Genomic DNA, 12923 nt, shown 5'->3' on the forward strand with positions numbered 1-12923 from the left:
CTGGTAGGACTCCGTTAGGTTTGTGTGTCGACCGTGTTCAGGGGCGCGGTGAATGTGTGGACGCACATGAAGTGAACTGTGTTCGGGCGGCGTTGGCGTTATTCGTGGCGGATGTGTTCGCCTCGGTGCAGCGCAAGGACCAGCGGGCCAAGGGCGTCTGCTGTCTGCGGGGACTGATGAAGGAACCTGCAGCAGTTCGTGAACCAGTCCACCTGGGATCCGGTACCGGTGTGTCGGCGGGTCGCCGAGCGGCATCCGCGGCGATCTGACCGTCCAGCCGCCCGACGCAATGTCGGCCACCCCGCCACCCTGCGGCCGGACCCGCGCCGGCGGCAGCAAAGGCCTCACGATGCCGAGGACCGCCGCGGCTCGGCAGGGCCGGGTCGCCGACGACGATCCGCTGTTCGCCCCTGGTGCTGGAGGCCGCCAGGATTGCGGACGAGTGCCCGGACCCGTGCAGCGCGGGAGCCACCTGCTGGGTGTGGGCCGCGCTGCTCGGTGGGGTCAGTTGTACTTAACTGGGCCCGTGTTGTAGTTGTGGGCGTGTGGATGTACCCCTCAAGCGTGTTGAGGAAGGGGTTCCGGTGCCGTAGTGCACAGCGAGCCGGGCAAACGCAGGTGGGTCTGTTTCAGCATTCACCGTGGTACGGGGACCGGGCTACCCTGCCTTTACATGGCGCGAATCCCAAGGGGACGGCATGCGCTTACCGGAGGGGTACGGAAGCGGCACCCACTCGTGTGCGATCGGAGCCATCGCTGTGCGCGGCAGCGCAGTGCGGTCCGGTGCGATCAGGTTGTTGTGGGTGGCCACCCTGGCCATTAGTGCGGTCGCGGGGTGTGCGTCACCGCGGGTGTGCAACGGGCCGAACATCCCCCTTCCGGACGTGCTGTTGGATGTCGCGCCGTGGGCGGCATCGCATCAACAGGCCACCGTGCGAGCCTGCGCGAACGACCGGTGTCAGACGATCACGGGTACCTCTCCCTCTGTGCACTCCCTGTTCCTGCCGACACCGACAGGGCCGGACGCCGGACGTATCGTCACGGTGACCGTCACGGCGGACGAGAGCGACAGGCAGGTGCTCCGGGTCAGCAGAAGAGTCCGGCCAGTCCATCAGACGGAGGACGGGGCGTGCGGCAGGGTTACGTGGTGGCAGACCCCGATGACACTGACGGCTGCCGGAGAGCTTCAGGTGCGCTCACGACGATGTGATCGGGGCCAGGCAGCCCGGCCAGGCCAAGGCACCGTGCCTGGCATAGAGTTCTTGTGGCCATCGAGATCGTGTCCGTGATACGGACAGTTACGAACCCAAGGAGTTTCTGTGCCCATCGTCGTTGCCACCCTCCGGACCAAGCCCGGCCGCCGAGAGGAGGTGCTTGCGGCGTTCCGCCGACACGCTTCCGGCGTGCATGCCGAGCCTGGCTGTCTGCTCTACGCCGTCCACGCCGGCGAGGACCGCGTCACCGTCGTGGAGAACTGGGCGGATCAGGCTGCCCTCGACGCCCACTCGGCCGGACCGGTGCTGGCCGCCTTGGGCGGGGAGATTGCGGACGAGCTGGCTGGCCCGATGGATGTCGCGGTGCTGGAGCCGGTGCCCGCTGGCGAGCCGGAGAAGGGCCAGCTGCCCAACTGACGTTTACCCAAGACCAGGTAGTTAGCGAATTTACGCTGGTGGCATGGGGGTTGGGGAAGTTTTCTGGCTGGCGAAGGTCGCGGGTCCGGTCTTGGTAACGAGTCCTTGTTCGGCCCATCTGCCGAGTTGGCGATAGACGGTGCCGAGCGTGACGTCGCCGAGGTGGCGGGCGACGTCGAGGCTGGTGACCATGCAGCTGCTGGCGGGGCGGCTGTCGTCATGTCGTTCGGCGTACCAGGAGACGGGTGACCTGCCTTTTCGGGTGCGGAGGCGGCGGCGCTCGGGCGGAAGAGGCGCGGCCAGGACGCGGTGGCCGACGGTCGCTCACGGCACTGGCGGACTGGGTGACATCGGCGGCCTGTACGACGAGGGTGTACCACTCGTCGGCTTGCGTGTTTCGACGGTGGGATCAGCGGCTTCGCGATCTCCCACAACCCATCCGGAACAATCCAACTCCACCCGGAGCAATCCAACTCCACGTACCCCGCCCCACGCACAGCTCAGCGTCCGCCTCACCGCGTAGGAGACGGTCTCAATCAGCAGCGTCATACCTGGCGGGAGCGCTGGGCTGCGTTCGGTCAGGCACCCTTGATGATCGCGGCCGGTAGTTCGCCGGTGAGGATGAGTTCTTTCGGCAGGGTCAGACCGAAGCGCTGTTCGAGCAGTTCAAATGCGGGAGTGACTTCGCCGGCGGAATCCATGTCGGCGACCAGGGCGGCATCGTCGCCGTCGACGTCGAAGAGGTAGGGGGCCTCGTCGGTGTCGATGTCGAAACACAGCCGCACGCTGCCGTCGTGGCTGTAGCGGAAGTGCGGCTCCGGGACGTTCGGGTGCTCGGTGAAGTAGTACAGCTCGTACGTGTGGACGTCGCCGTACCAGATGACCGGTGTGTCGTGCCGGCCCAGCGCCAGTTCCCACTGTCCGCGGCCGATGGCGAAGGAGAGATCGCCCACTGATCCGTACCGCACACCGGCCATGGGGTAGTGCCGGCCGGTTGCGCGCAGTAGTTCCTTCAGCTCGTCCTCGAACGCTTCCTGAGTTCGCGGTCCCGTCGGGCGCGGCTGTTCGTCGGGGACGAGCCGGTGTACGAGGTCTTCGGGGCCGAGACCGCGTGCGAGGATCACGCAGTATCCGCCAGGCAGCGGATGGTTTTCCTCGGCGACCCAGGTGATCCCGTCGCTCACGATCATGTCTCCTTTATGGGGCGGGGCGGCGCCACGGTAGCTCACGGACGCCGCCCCTGTGCGCGGATCAGGTCACTTCAGGGTGCACTTCACGGTCGCCTTGGAGGCGTCGCACTTGTCGAACTCGGGCGCGTAGTACCAGTACTCGTCTTTTTCCAGCAGCCGGTTCGGCTGACTGAAGCTGCTGGGGAACGGCTGCATGGACTGCGTGTTCATCCAGTTCGACATCGCGGAGCGTCCGCACACCTCCTTCCATGTCGGCGCGCCCTGTCGGATTTCGTCGTAGAAGTGCCAGACATCGGGCTGGGTGCGCTGGGAGTAGGTCTGGAGACACTGGTCGCCGGAAGCCACGGGGTTCAGTCCGTCGGGAGCCGGCATGCCGCCGCTGTTGTAGGTGGCAGCGTAGGCGAACTCGTCGCAGGAAAAAGGATCCTTTCCGCTGGGCGTGTTACCGGGCAGGGTCGTGGCGTCGGGGTTGCCGTTTTTCGCTGCCCAGCCCTTGGGGCAGATGATCTTGCGGTTCTGTTCCGGAGTCCGCCCGGTGGTGGAACCGGTAGCGGGCAGGTAGATCAGCGGCTTGTTGGTAAGCGCGCTACCAGGGTGATTGGGCAGTTTGGCCTGTGTCAGCCATGCGTGTGCGACAGCGGCCGGGAACTTCTTGAAGTTCATGACCCAGGTGGGCTTGTACTTCGGGAACACGCATCCGCCGGCTTTCGTGACCACGGTGTCACAGCGGATCTCCGCGTCCTTAGCGATCCAGCGCTGGGCGGAGGGGTTGGTGACCGGAGAGTAGGACGTGATCTTGGATGTGAGCCAGACACTGCGCACGTCCACGTTGGTCGATGTGTAGGTGTGCGACATCAGGCCTGTGGCGACGTGGATATCACCAGGCGTCCAGGTCAGCGAACCGCTCCATTTCTGGTCGCTGTTGTTGCTGGTGCAGTCGGTGCCAATGACGCAGTCCATGCTGACGTTCAGCGTCAGGTTGACGAACTTGGGGTCCATCTCGACCGGGACCAGCACCATGCGCTGCTAGATCAGCGTGGATTGCGGATCGAGTTTGTACTGTTCGCCGATGGCCCAGGTGGCGTTCAGGACTTCACCGGTCGGTTTTCCGTCCTTCACCACGACACCTTCGACTTCGTAGGTGAAGCCGCCGACGCACGCTTCGGTGCGGTTGATGTGGGTCCCGCTGTAGCGGTCGCACCGGGTGACGAGGTTGGGAAGGTCGCCGACGCGGGCGAGGGACTTGCGGATGTTCGCACTTGGCGTGGTGACGATCCGCGAGCACGGCTGGGCGACCTTCAGGGGTTCCTGGTACTGGGCCAGGTCGACATCGGGCGCGTTCTTGTCCGGTTCGGGAAGCGTGATGTCGACGGCGTGGTCCCGGATGGTGAAGGTGGCCCACGGCGACCACGTCTGTTCGTACAGGCTGCCGTCGTAGGCGGAGGTACGGAAGGCGTACGTCCAGCCGGGATGGAGGTAGCCGTAGTCGATGGCGACGGAGGCTTTCTCACCCGACTTGACGTAGCCGGATACGGGCATGCCGTACTGGTTCTTGTCGGTGTCGAGGTGTGCCTTCGGAGAGCCGTCCGCGTTCACGGTCCACACGTCGAACGTCAGATCACTCTGGTCGCCATCGGGGTCGGTCACCGTGTTGCGCAGGGTCACGGTGGTGCGATCCACCTGCCATTTCCCCCCGACCTTGTTCCACGTCGGGCCGGCCTCCGGGTTCTTGCCCGAGACGGGCCGCCCTCCACCACCGGGAGCCGCGAGGGCGTTCCCGTGCAGTTCGGGTCCGGCGGCCGGCGTCGCCGACGGCGGCGCGGGATATGAGGCGGTGGCCGGTCAACCACCGTCTGGTTCTTTGCACGAAAAATCGTGTCCTTCCCCGTAGGAAGCTTCAAACGCGTGTGCGAATCGCGCCCAAGTCGAAGACCGTACGGGGAAGATCAGGGCGCCTGAAGACGGTTTTCGGTCACTTACTGTGAGTCGGCTGTGCAGAAAATGCGAACTATCCCGCTGAAGGTGGAACGGGATCTGGAAGTCGAAGTGCTGGTGTGCGGCGGCCTCGTTCTTGGCGTCGTTCGCGGGGATGGGGCGGACGTCGATGCGCACGGGGGACAGGAACACCGGCCCCACGTCTTCCCGGATGCCGGACTCCTCGCCCAGCTCCCTCAGGGAACCCCCGAGGAGAGACAGGCCGAGAGGCTCCAGGTGTCCGCCCGGCAGCAGCCGCATCCACCGGATCAACCCGCACGGCGCGAGCGTCTGACTGCCCGACTGGAGATGTGTTTGATCATGCGGAACGTGTGCTCCAGGTCGAACCACCGCAAGAACGCCTGCCAGCGCACGTCGACACCGTCGCAGGTCAGGCCGGTGGCGGATGACCACAGCCAGGCCGGGAGTGAGGCGTCCTCGCGGGCAGATGGTCGACCTGCGGGCGGATCAGCGTTCCTTTGACGATGTGGGAAGTTCGCCAGTGTGGTGGATCCACGCGCAGCGCGTGGTGAGGGGGGTGGATGCGGTTCTAGGCCATCGCGCTGGCGGTTCCGTACCGGTCGGTGGCGAGCGCGGTGGCCGCGTCCGGCTCGCCCCAGGCGCCCGGCTCGGCGAAGCGGAACTCCTTGCCGCGCCTGGGCGGGCGCCCGCCCTGCAGTGGTGAGATCCACGGCACCGGGATCGGTTTGCGCATCACCCGGCCCGTGCGCATCCGCCCGAGGAGCTCCACCGGCAGCGGGCGCGGACGGTGGGGTGCGACGGGCCGGGCCAGCTTCAACACACGGGAGCCGGACCGGCCCGATACTGCTAGCGCCTGTCCGACGGGTCACTGTGCCGTCGGCTCTATGTCCCGGAACGAGGGCTGCTCGCGCTGATGAGCCGAGATCCGACCGCATCACGGGTGCACCAATATCACCTTTGGGCTTCCAGGGATGACCAGGTACTGTGCAATGCATGGAACCTGACATCGCAGGTAACCCCGTCGCAGGCAAAGCGGAGAGCCAGCTGCGCAAGGGGGTACTGGAGTACTGCGTGCTCGCGATCCTGCGCCAGGGCCCGCGCTACGGCGTGGAGCTGCTCGAAACCCTCGGCGCGGTGAACGTCATGGTCACGAGCCAGGGGACGATCTACCCCTTGCTGTCGCGGCTTCGCCGTGACGGACTGGTGGAGACCCGCTGGCAGGAGTCCCCCAGCGGGCCTCCGCGGCGCTACTACGAGCTGACGTCGTCGGGGCATGCGGCGCTGAAGGAGTTCACCGCCATCTGGCCGCACTTCCGTGACGCGGTCGACCACTTCATCACCGACTGACAGGAGACCATCGTGACGATCACCGAGCACCCGCTGGTGAAGAGTTACCTGGCCGCCGTGGCGCGTGGAACGGCTGGACTCAGCCCAGAACGCCGCAACGAGCTGCTGGCCGACCTGGAGGAGCACATCGCCGTGACCTTCGCCGAAGAGTCCGCAGCCGGCGACGACGGGATCCGCAGCGTGCTCACTCGCCTCGGCGACCCGCGCACCATCGCGGCCACCGCACTCGGCGACGAGCCCCGCGCCCCCCAAGTGAACCGAGGACGCACCCTCGCCCTGCTGGGACTGCTGGCGGTGACAGGCCCCCTCACGGTCTTCGCACCACTCCTGGGCGTCCCCGCCCTGATCGGCGCGATCTGGTGGCTGTGGAGAGCGCCGCAGTGGTGCACCCGGGACAAGGCGATCGCGACGGCGGCCGCCCTCGTGCCACCGCTGTTCGCGGTGTCGCAGTGGGTGCTTCCCGCGGGCACGCTGAACTTCGGCCTCGGAGCATTCATCGCCGTCCTCCTGGCCGTCCCGCTGCTCCCGGTCGCCGCAGGCGTCTACCTGCTGCGGTCCGCACGGCACCCCTCATGAACAGGGGCTTGACCAGGACACAGTCGGCACCCCGGAACAGCCGGACTGCCACCTGCTGAGGACGCCCGACCGGGCCCTCCGAGAATCACCCCATCACCAGGAGGAACAAACGATGCAAGGACAGCTCGCACACCAGATGGCCCTCGCCCCCACAGGCACTGTTGTGATCGCCTGCGCAGGAGCCGCTGTGGTCGCCGGTGCTCTCGCGTTGTACTTCGGCGCTCTGCTCGGCATCGTCAGGTCCGACCTCACCGGAGGGATGAAGCTGGTCTGGGTCGTCTTCGCCCTCATGGCCCCGTTCCTCGGGAGCCTGCTCTGGTTCCTCATCGGTCGCCGTGACGCTCAGCGCCAGCCGGGCATCGCCTGAGTCCCAGAGCGCGCCATCGCCGTCTTCGTGATCGGGTGGTCACTGGGCTGATGCGGTGGGGTCTGATCACGCCGCCCGCCACACAGTTCGTGTGCGAGACGGGCGTACCACTACTGCGGTTCATAGGAAAGGTGGAGGCATGGCGAAGCCTGTTCGCGCGGCTCTCGGGGGCGTGTGGATCAAGTGCAACTTCTGTCAGGGTGACCTGTTCAGGGACCGTGAGGTCAAGCTCAACAGCTCTGGCCTGGAGTTCATGAGCCTGGGTTGGGCGAACGAGTCGGCAACTGGCCTGATCTGCTGGAACTGCGGCTATGTGCATCTGTTTGTGAACCGGGATCTCGAACTGTACAAACAGAAGACAGGCTGAGTTCCCTCTGGCAGATCATGCGCGCAGCTCAGGGCCGAGCGCGACGAACTCGCCGTCGCCGAACGGGTCTGGCACCGGATGGCCGAACAGCTCGCCACCGAAGCGGCGGCGGCCGAGCCCCCGGTGGCGCAGGTCGCGGGCCGAGCGGTGCTGCTGGTCCCGCACCGTGGGCCCGGCTGCGGATCGAGGGCACCACGGTGCGCGCGATCGAGGCTCGGCCGTCCGGCACCGGCCGCGCGGTCTACCCGCTGAGACGAGCAGGGGCCTGGGCCACCCACGTTGGTGGCCTGGGCCCCTGCTCGCTGGTCACTCGCTGTCCGGCTCAGCCAGCTCCTCGCCGGCTGCCGTGCCCTCGGTGGTCGTGTCCGCCTCGGTGGCCGTGGTGGTCTCCTCGGCGGTGTTCGTGCTGGCTTCGCCCTTGTCGGCGCCGCCACCCGTCCAATCAGGCATGTGCTTCCTCCTCAGTGTCGGCCGATGGTGGTCTTCGGGCTCTCGACGTCACCGAGGTAGTGGCCGTTCAACCAGAAGCCGGCGGAGATCACGTACGAGCCCGCCGGCGCATCCCAGGTCTGCCAGCCCCAGCTTCGGTACGGCTCCGCCCTGCCCGGGTAGGCCATCCCCTGCTTGTCGGCAGTGGTGTGGTCGCAACCGAAGTCGTGGGCCCAGGGGCCGCCGGGGTTGTGAACATCGATGGCGTGCGCACAGTACGTAACAGCGCTGCCGGAGTTGTTCTGGTACGGGATCCAGCCCCAGATGGTGTAGCCGTTGCCTTCGACGTAGTAGCAGGAGCCGATGGAGATCGTCTTGGTGACGTTGACCGTGGGGCTGTTGCTCCCCGCTCGGCAGTCCGTCGCGGGGTCCGAGTGGGCGGTGCCGGTGCCGGTGACCACGCCCGCGACGGCGATGCTGCCGGCGACGACGGCCTTGGTCATGCGTCCCGTCCAACTAGGCATGCTTCCCCCTTGGGTTGAGTGCGGAGGCTTGGCCCGGGCCTCCCGGTTGTTGCGTCACGGCCCTTCATGGAACCGCCTGGACATCCCCCGGTTGGCGCGTCCGCTACGAGCCTGCTTGTGCATGGTCAGCTGAAGAACGACGAACAGCAGACGTATTCCTGACACTTCGCCGATTGGGCCGGCCTTGCGCGAAGCAGCACCTCCAGGCTGCCGTGCTTGCGGGGTGGAGTCTCGTTTCCCACACAAGTCCACACACCCCTGGGCGGCGTCTCGACGGACGTGCTGTACGAGCGGGTTCAGCCGCCTCCGCCCAGGTGGGGCGGAGGGCGCCGAGGGCGCGTGATGCAGAACCTACTTCGGCGGCAGGCCTCGTGAAGTGCTTGGCTGCACTGTGAAGTGGGCGTTCCGGTGCCGGACTGCACAGTGTGCCCGGTTGCACCTGCCGCGACCTGGATAGCCTTCCGGCCGAACGAGTTTCGACTGATTTATGGGGCGGCCATGCACAGTGATGATTCACGCGCAGATACGGCGCCGGCTGCCGCCCGGAAAGGAATCCCCGATCAAGCTTACTTTCTCCGCTGGCGGCACTCTCGTCCTGGAGGGGCGGCACCAACGACGACGCCCAGGTCGTCGACAGCGTCGACGTCGGCCTCGAAGGCGGCGAGCTCAGCATCGCCTTCAACCCCACCTACCCGGTTGACGCGCTCAACTTGCTCAACACCGCGTCCGTCCAGTTCCACTTCACCAACGCCACCAAGCCCGCCGTGCTGCGTGGCGCGGGCTGCGACGACCCTGCGCTGCGCTACCTCCTCATGCCGATCCGCCTGACCGGCTGAGCCAGCACTGGAGGCGTGCCGATTCCCGACACCCCGCGCACCGTCCTGGAGGCGGTTTCCTGCTGGCGGCCCTGCGGCTCGTGGCCCTTAGACGAGTACGCCGCCCAGCAGCAGGCTGAGGGACAGCACGCCCGGTCATCTGGATCACCCCTCAGCACCGCGACAGCCACAAGGCCGCGCTGACCCGCCCAGCCGCGTGACCGCCCGCATCGCCAGGTTCATGAAGTCCACGCAGAAGTCGAGCAAGATCATGGGCGCCGTTCGACGCCGACGGATCAGTGGGCATGATTAACGCCCATCTGCGCGACACCCCCGCACCGCCCGGCCGGGCCCGTCCCGGCATCCCCGGCGAGTTCGACGCCCTCGTCCTTGCGCGCCTCGCCAAGCGACCCCGCAACCGCCGCCGAAGTCCGCGACGGGCTCCGCGCCGTCCAACACCTCCTGTCCGGGCAACCCTCCGCCTGTGCCTGCGGCGCTCCAGCTATCCCCCTGAAACCCCCGGGATTGGGAGGCTTTCGGTACTGAGCCTCTCGAGTCGGTCCGCGCTATGCGTAGTACTCCATCACCGCCGCGACCGTCGCCACGCGGGATGCCACGGTCCGAGACCGCCTTCACCAGCGCCGCCAGGCCCCTCTGGCTGATTTCGGTATTGCTGCTCGGCCGCCCTGCAACGACCCGGTGCAGGCAGATGATGAGCCAGTCACCGTTGACGGCACAGCGGTCGAGTGCGCCTCCGGCGGCCGTCAGCTTCGACAGCGTCGTGCCGCCGAAGCCGTTCGACACCAGCCACTCACGCAGCCTTCGAAGGTCGTCGTCGACCTGCTGCGCTGTCAGCCTGCCGTAACTCGCGGCATGGGCGCTCGTCGCGCACGCGTGCCCGGCCATTTCCCAGCCCGAGCGGTCCTGCAGCGACCGCACCTTGCCGATCGTCAGGCAGCCGTCGGCACCGATGGCATCTGCGATGTTGTAGTTCGTCCCAGGGAATCCGTAGGCGTCCATCACCGGCCGCGCCAGATCGTGCAGGGAGGCGTGGGAGTCGTCGAAGGTCAGGGAGACGAGGCCCTTGGGGAACACGGACGAGGTGTCAGGGACCAGCTCCACGGCCTGCAGCCGGTACGTCACCGGGTCGCCGGCATTGTCGTACACGGCGAACGACAGATCGGTGAATCCGGCCTTGGTGGAGGGCGCCCCGGTCCGGGTGAGCGAGTACGCGGGGGAAGAGTACGACGAGAAGGAACCCGATCAGACATCGTCGGGAGGCCACGATGAACACAAGGGAGGTGTGCCATGACCGCACATCCGTTCAGCCGTCGGTCTGCGCTGCGTCGTGCCGGAGCCTTCGGCATGGTCGCGGTCGGCGGAGCGCGGCTGGGCGACGCCTCTATACCTCGCGGGGCCAAGGCCTTGAGTGATCTCGCAACCCCGCCGACCTACGCACCGGTCAGCCGTCGCCCGCGGTACCGGCGGGCTACGGGGTCGCAGCAGTTCCAGCCCGGGCACGGCTGGACAGCTGCTGGAGGCGGCACCGCGTCTGTCGACCTCGATGACACCTCGGTATTCGTACGTGGCAGCCAGTCGGTGCGGGGGACCACAAAAGGTGACGACAAGCAGCCGTACATCCGCAGGACCGGCATGACCGAGCTGAACCTGACCGGCAAGATGGTCCGCGTGATCTTCCGCGCCGAGGACACCGCCACCCACACGGACTCCGCGACAGTCACCACAGGGCGGTGGTACAGGGGCGCGCGCACCGGCGCATGTCCACTCGCCGCGCTTCAGTCGGCAGGTCGCAATACGGCAGCAACGCTTCCGTTTGGGGGACGGATATTTAAACCTTGACGAAGCACGAACGGGCGGGAATTGTGAAGATCTATTAGCGGAACCCGTGACTGGGTCGCACCCATGGATCGTAGGTCATGTGTAGGCGCCGGGGGGCTTCGAAGCGTGGACAATGCTAGTGCGCGCATCCCAACTGGGCTGGTTTGAAGGCAACTTGCTCGACAATTGCCAGTTTCCGAGACCTCAGAGGTGATTCATGGGTATCGGCTCGGTAAAGAGCATTCCGCACCGGGAAGGCTTGTTGAAGCCTTGAGGTCCACACATAGGGGGGAGTTGTGAAGATCATCGAGTGTGCCTGGCACTGGACGCGAGGCCCTCAGGCGCGCGGTTGAGATGGTTGAAATGGCGGTGGCTCACCATCAGCGTCCGCTGCAGCCTGACGGGGGCTTCGGCGGGGCCCGCTGACACGCCGCGCTTCATGCAGTACCCGACGCCGCGGTTGCCTGCTTCAGGAACAGGAAGCCGCACTTCAGGGGCGCCGTTTTCCGGTCTGCGCTCGTTCGCAGGCCGGCTCAAAGGGAGGAAACACCATGCACGTCTGCGTGCTCGGGCAGGGCTATGTCGGCCTGCCCTTAGCCCTCGGTGCCGCCGAAGCCGGACACACCGTGACCGGCTACGAACCGGACAGGGAGCGTTGCGACAAGCTGGCTTCCGGCACGTCGTACGTCGAGGACATCCCATCCATCCGCCTTCAGGGCGTGCTGCGTTCGGGCGCCTACGGGCCCAGCTCGGATCCGAAGGACCTCAAGGGCTTCGACATCGCGGTCATCACCGTGCCGACACCACTGACCGACAGAGCCCCAGACCTCACCTGTGTGCGTGAGGCCGGGCGAACGCTGGCCATGTGGCTCGAGCCGGCGGCCATGGTGGTGCTTGAGTCCACCACGTACCCCGGCACCACCCGCGACGTGCTCATACCCTTGCAGGAGGAGGGTTCGGGCCTCATCGCGGGGCGGGACTTCCATGTCGGGTTCAGTCCCGAGCGCATCGATCCCGGCAACGCCGACTGGCGCCTGGAGAACACGCCCAAGATCGTCGCGGGTCTCACCGACGCATGCCTGCAACGCGTGAATCCTTCTACGACTCGGTCACCGACATCACCGTCCCGGCCTCCGGTCTGGAAGAGGCAGAGCTGGCCAAGGTGTTCGAGAACACGTACCGGCACGTCAACATCGCCCTGGTCAACGAGCTGTCGCGCATGGCCCACACGCTGGGCGTCGATGTGTGGCACACCCTGGAGTTGGCGGCGACCAAGCCGTTCGGCTTCACCAAGTTCCTGCCCGGCCCGGGCGTCGGCGGGCGCTGCCTGCCCATCGACCCTGTCTACCTCAGTCACCACGTCAAGGCGCGGCACGGGCAGACCTTCCGGCTCATCGAACTGGTTGGTGCCGCGGTGCGGAGCCACATGTGCACGAAGGCATCTATACCAGTCATTTGCGGGCGTTTTCAGAAGTTCTTCCGATTTCGGGAACCATACGACCTTCACGGCGCGTGCACGCGTTCAGCATAATCAGTAAGGTATGGGGGGAGAGTCAGTCATGGGATGGCGGCTCAATGCCACGGTCGGTGCAGCGATCATCACCGTTGCCGGCACGGTCGGCACCGCGTTCATCAACGGCTGGTTCGGCATGCACAAGTCGGACGACAAGCCGCAGTCAGTACAGAGTTGTGCGTTCCCCGCTGTTCAGCTTGACGCTCCCAGTCAAGTGGGCGGCACGTTCGAGACAACGGCCAAGCTCATGTGCCCGCCGCCGACGGGCACGAAGTACTACCTCATCAGCGAGATGGACAACGTCGGTGTGAAGGGCACAGAACACCCATCTACTGCCCGCGTGATCCCATCGGCCCCGAAGCGGAAAAG

Annotated in this window: 15 protein-coding genes and 3 pseudogenes; 10 read left to right on the forward strand and 8 right to left on the reverse strand. The window is 66.3% G+C overall.

All coding sequences use genetic code 11. From position 1 onward, the window contains the following. Positions 1–56: 56 nt before the first annotated feature. A pseudogene (locus AB0L75_RS24970) lies at positions 57–252 on the forward strand (IS701 family transposase); the annotation flags it as partial. 1067 nt (positions 253–1319) lie between these two features. Beyond that, positions 1320–1631 (forward strand): putative quinol monooxygenase, encoded by a 312-nt coding sequence (locus AB0L75_RS24975; protein WP_365184630.1) that lies wholly within the window; start codon positions 1320–1322, stop codon positions 1629–1631. A 578-nt stretch (positions 1632–2209) separates the two neighbouring features. On the opposite strand, the gene AB0L75_RS24980 is transcribed toward AB0L75_RS24975, so the two are convergent. The 4 genes and pseudogenes from AB0L75_RS24980 to AB0L75_RS24995 all read right to left on the reverse strand — a co-directional run. Then, positions 2210–2815 carry a hypothetical protein gene (locus AB0L75_RS24980; RefSeq protein WP_365184633.1) on the reverse strand — a complete coding sequence of 202 codons (606 nt, stop codon included), beginning with the start codon at positions 2813–2815 and terminating at the stop codon, positions 2210–2212. A 72-nt stretch (positions 2816–2887) separates the two neighbouring features. Next, on the reverse strand, positions 2888–3841 hold the full coding sequence (locus AB0L75_RS24985) for a hypothetical protein (RefSeq protein WP_365184636.1): 954 nt from the start codon (positions 3839–3841) through the stop codon (positions 2888–2890). Positions 3842–3847: 6 nt separating this feature from the next. Continuing rightward, positions 3848–4501: a hypothetical protein gene (locus tag AB0L75_RS24990; protein ID WP_365184639.1), complete on the reverse strand. Its 654-nt coding sequence runs from the start codon at positions 4499–4501 to the stop codon at positions 3848–3850. 608 nt (positions 4502–5109) lie between these two features. Continuing rightward, positions 5110–5552, reverse strand: a pseudogene (locus AB0L75_RS24995) (transposase); the annotation flags it as partial. Positions 5553–5770: 218 nt separating this feature from the next. Between AB0L75_RS24995 and AB0L75_RS25000 the strand changes: the two are divergent. The 4 genes from AB0L75_RS25000 (at position 5771) to AB0L75_RS25015 (ending at position 7434) form a co-directional block, all read left to right on the forward strand. Further along, positions 5771–6124 carry a PadR family transcriptional regulator gene (locus tag AB0L75_RS25000; protein ID WP_365184642.1) on the forward strand — a complete coding sequence of 118 codons (354 nt, stop codon included), beginning with the start codon at positions 5771–5773 and terminating at the stop codon, positions 6122–6124. 12 nt (positions 6125–6136) lie between these two features. Beyond that, on the forward strand, positions 6137–6700 hold the full coding sequence (locus tag AB0L75_RS25005; protein WP_365184645.1) for a hypothetical protein: 564 nt from the start codon (positions 6137–6139) through the stop codon (positions 6698–6700). A gap of 112 nt (positions 6701–6812) precedes the next feature. After that, positions 6813–7067, forward strand: coding sequence for a PLD nuclease N-terminal domain-containing protein (locus AB0L75_RS25010; protein WP_365184647.1), 255 nt, complete (start codon positions 6813–6815; stop codon positions 7065–7067). Between the two features lie 139 nt (positions 7068–7206). After that, positions 7207–7434, forward strand: a complete 228-nt coding sequence (locus AB0L75_RS25015; RefSeq protein ID WP_365184650.1) for a hypothetical protein — start codon at positions 7207–7209, stop codon at positions 7432–7434. A gap of 15 nt (positions 7435–7449) precedes the next feature. On the opposite strand, the gene AB0L75_RS25020 is transcribed toward AB0L75_RS25015, so the two are convergent. From AB0L75_RS25020 to AB0L75_RS25030, 3 genes are all read right to left on the reverse strand, one after another. Then, the gene (locus AB0L75_RS25020; protein ID WP_365184653.1) at positions 7450–7599 is read right to left on the reverse strand and encodes a hypothetical protein; all 150 of its coding nucleotides are present in this window, start codon (positions 7597–7599) and stop codon (positions 7450–7452) included. 141 nt (positions 7600–7740) lie between these two features. Continuing rightward, positions 7741–7884: a hypothetical protein gene (locus AB0L75_RS25025; RefSeq protein ID WP_365184656.1), complete on the reverse strand. Its 144-nt coding sequence runs from the start codon at positions 7882–7884 to the stop codon at positions 7741–7743. Positions 7885–7895: 11 nt separating this feature from the next. Further along, positions 7896–8387 (reverse strand): hypothetical protein, encoded by a 492-nt coding sequence (locus AB0L75_RS25030; RefSeq protein WP_365184659.1) that lies wholly within the window; start codon positions 8385–8387, stop codon positions 7896–7898. A 578-nt stretch (positions 8388–8965) separates the two neighbouring features. Between AB0L75_RS25030 and AB0L75_RS25035 the strand changes: the two genes are divergently transcribed. Next, positions 8966–9223: a hypothetical protein gene (locus AB0L75_RS25035; RefSeq protein ID WP_365184860.1), complete on the forward strand. Its 258-nt coding sequence runs from the start codon at positions 8966–8968 to the stop codon at positions 9221–9223. A 288-nt stretch (positions 9224–9511) separates the two neighbouring features. Here the strand turns inward: AB0L75_RS25035 and AB0L75_RS25040 are convergent, their stop codons facing one another. Further along, the gene (locus AB0L75_RS25040) at positions 9512–10369 is read right to left on the reverse strand and encodes a polysaccharide deacetylase family protein (protein ID WP_365184662.1); all 858 of its coding nucleotides are present in this window, start codon (positions 10367–10369) and stop codon (positions 9512–9514) included. A 141-nt stretch (positions 10370–10510) separates the two neighbouring features. On the opposite strand from AB0L75_RS25040, the gene AB0L75_RS25045 reads away from it, so the two are divergent. The 3 genes and pseudogenes from AB0L75_RS25045 to AB0L75_RS25055 all read left to right on the forward strand — a co-directional run bounded on the left by AB0L75_RS25045 (position 10511) and on the right by AB0L75_RS25055 (position 12572). Further along, positions 10511–11062, forward strand: coding sequence for a hypothetical protein (locus AB0L75_RS25045; RefSeq protein ID WP_365184665.1), 552 nt, complete (start codon positions 10511–10513; stop codon positions 11060–11062). Positions 11063–11592: 530 nt separating this feature from the next. Beyond that, positions 11593–12066 (forward strand): annotated as a pseudogene (locus AB0L75_RS25050) (NAD(P)-binding domain-containing protein); the annotation flags it as partial. A gap of 50 nt (positions 12067–12116) precedes the next feature. Further along, positions 12117–12572, forward strand: a complete 456-nt coding sequence (locus tag AB0L75_RS25055; RefSeq protein WP_365184668.1) for a hypothetical protein — start codon at positions 12117–12119, stop codon at positions 12570–12572. The last annotated feature ends 351 nt before the right edge of the window (positions 12573–12923 follow it).

This window comes from Streptomyces sp. NPDC052101 (assembly GCF_040680235.1).
Classification (GTDB): domain Bacteria; phylum Actinomycetota; class Actinomycetes; order Streptomycetales; family Streptomycetaceae; genus Streptomyces.

Excerpts from the sequence above, each read along its gene's own strand:
- AB0L75_RS24985 (WP_365184636.1), bottom strand. The coding sequence starts at position 3,841 with ATGGTGCTGGTCCCGGTCGAGATGGACCCCAAGTTCGTCAACCTGACG.
- AB0L75_RS25000 (WP_365184642.1), top strand. The coding sequence starts at position 5,771 with ATGGAACCTGACATCGCAGGTAACCCCGTCGCAGGCAAAGCGGAGAGC.
- AB0L75_RS25010 (WP_365184647.1), top strand. The coding sequence starts at position 6,813 with ATGCAAGGACAGCTCGCACACCAGATGGCCCTCGCCCCCACAGGCACT.
- AB0L75_RS25015 (WP_365184650.1), top strand. The coding sequence starts at position 7,207 with ATGGCGAAGCCTGTTCGCGCGGCTCTCGGGGGCGTGTGGATCAAGTGC.
- AB0L75_RS25025 (WP_365184656.1), bottom strand. The coding sequence starts at position 7,884 with ATGCCTGATTGGACGGGTGGCGGCGCCGACAAGGGCGAAGCCAGCACG.
- AB0L75_RS25030 (WP_365184659.1), bottom strand. The coding sequence starts at position 8,387 with ATGCCTAGTTGGACGGGACGCATGACCAAGGCCGTCGTCGCCGGCAGC.
- AB0L75_RS25045 (WP_365184665.1), top strand. The coding sequence starts at position 10,511 with ATGACCGCACATCCGTTCAGCCGTCGGTCTGCGCTGCGTCGTGCCGGA.
- AB0L75_RS25055 (WP_365184668.1), top strand. The coding sequence starts at position 12,117 with ATGCCTGCAACGCGTGAATCCTTCTACGACTCGGTCACCGACATCACC.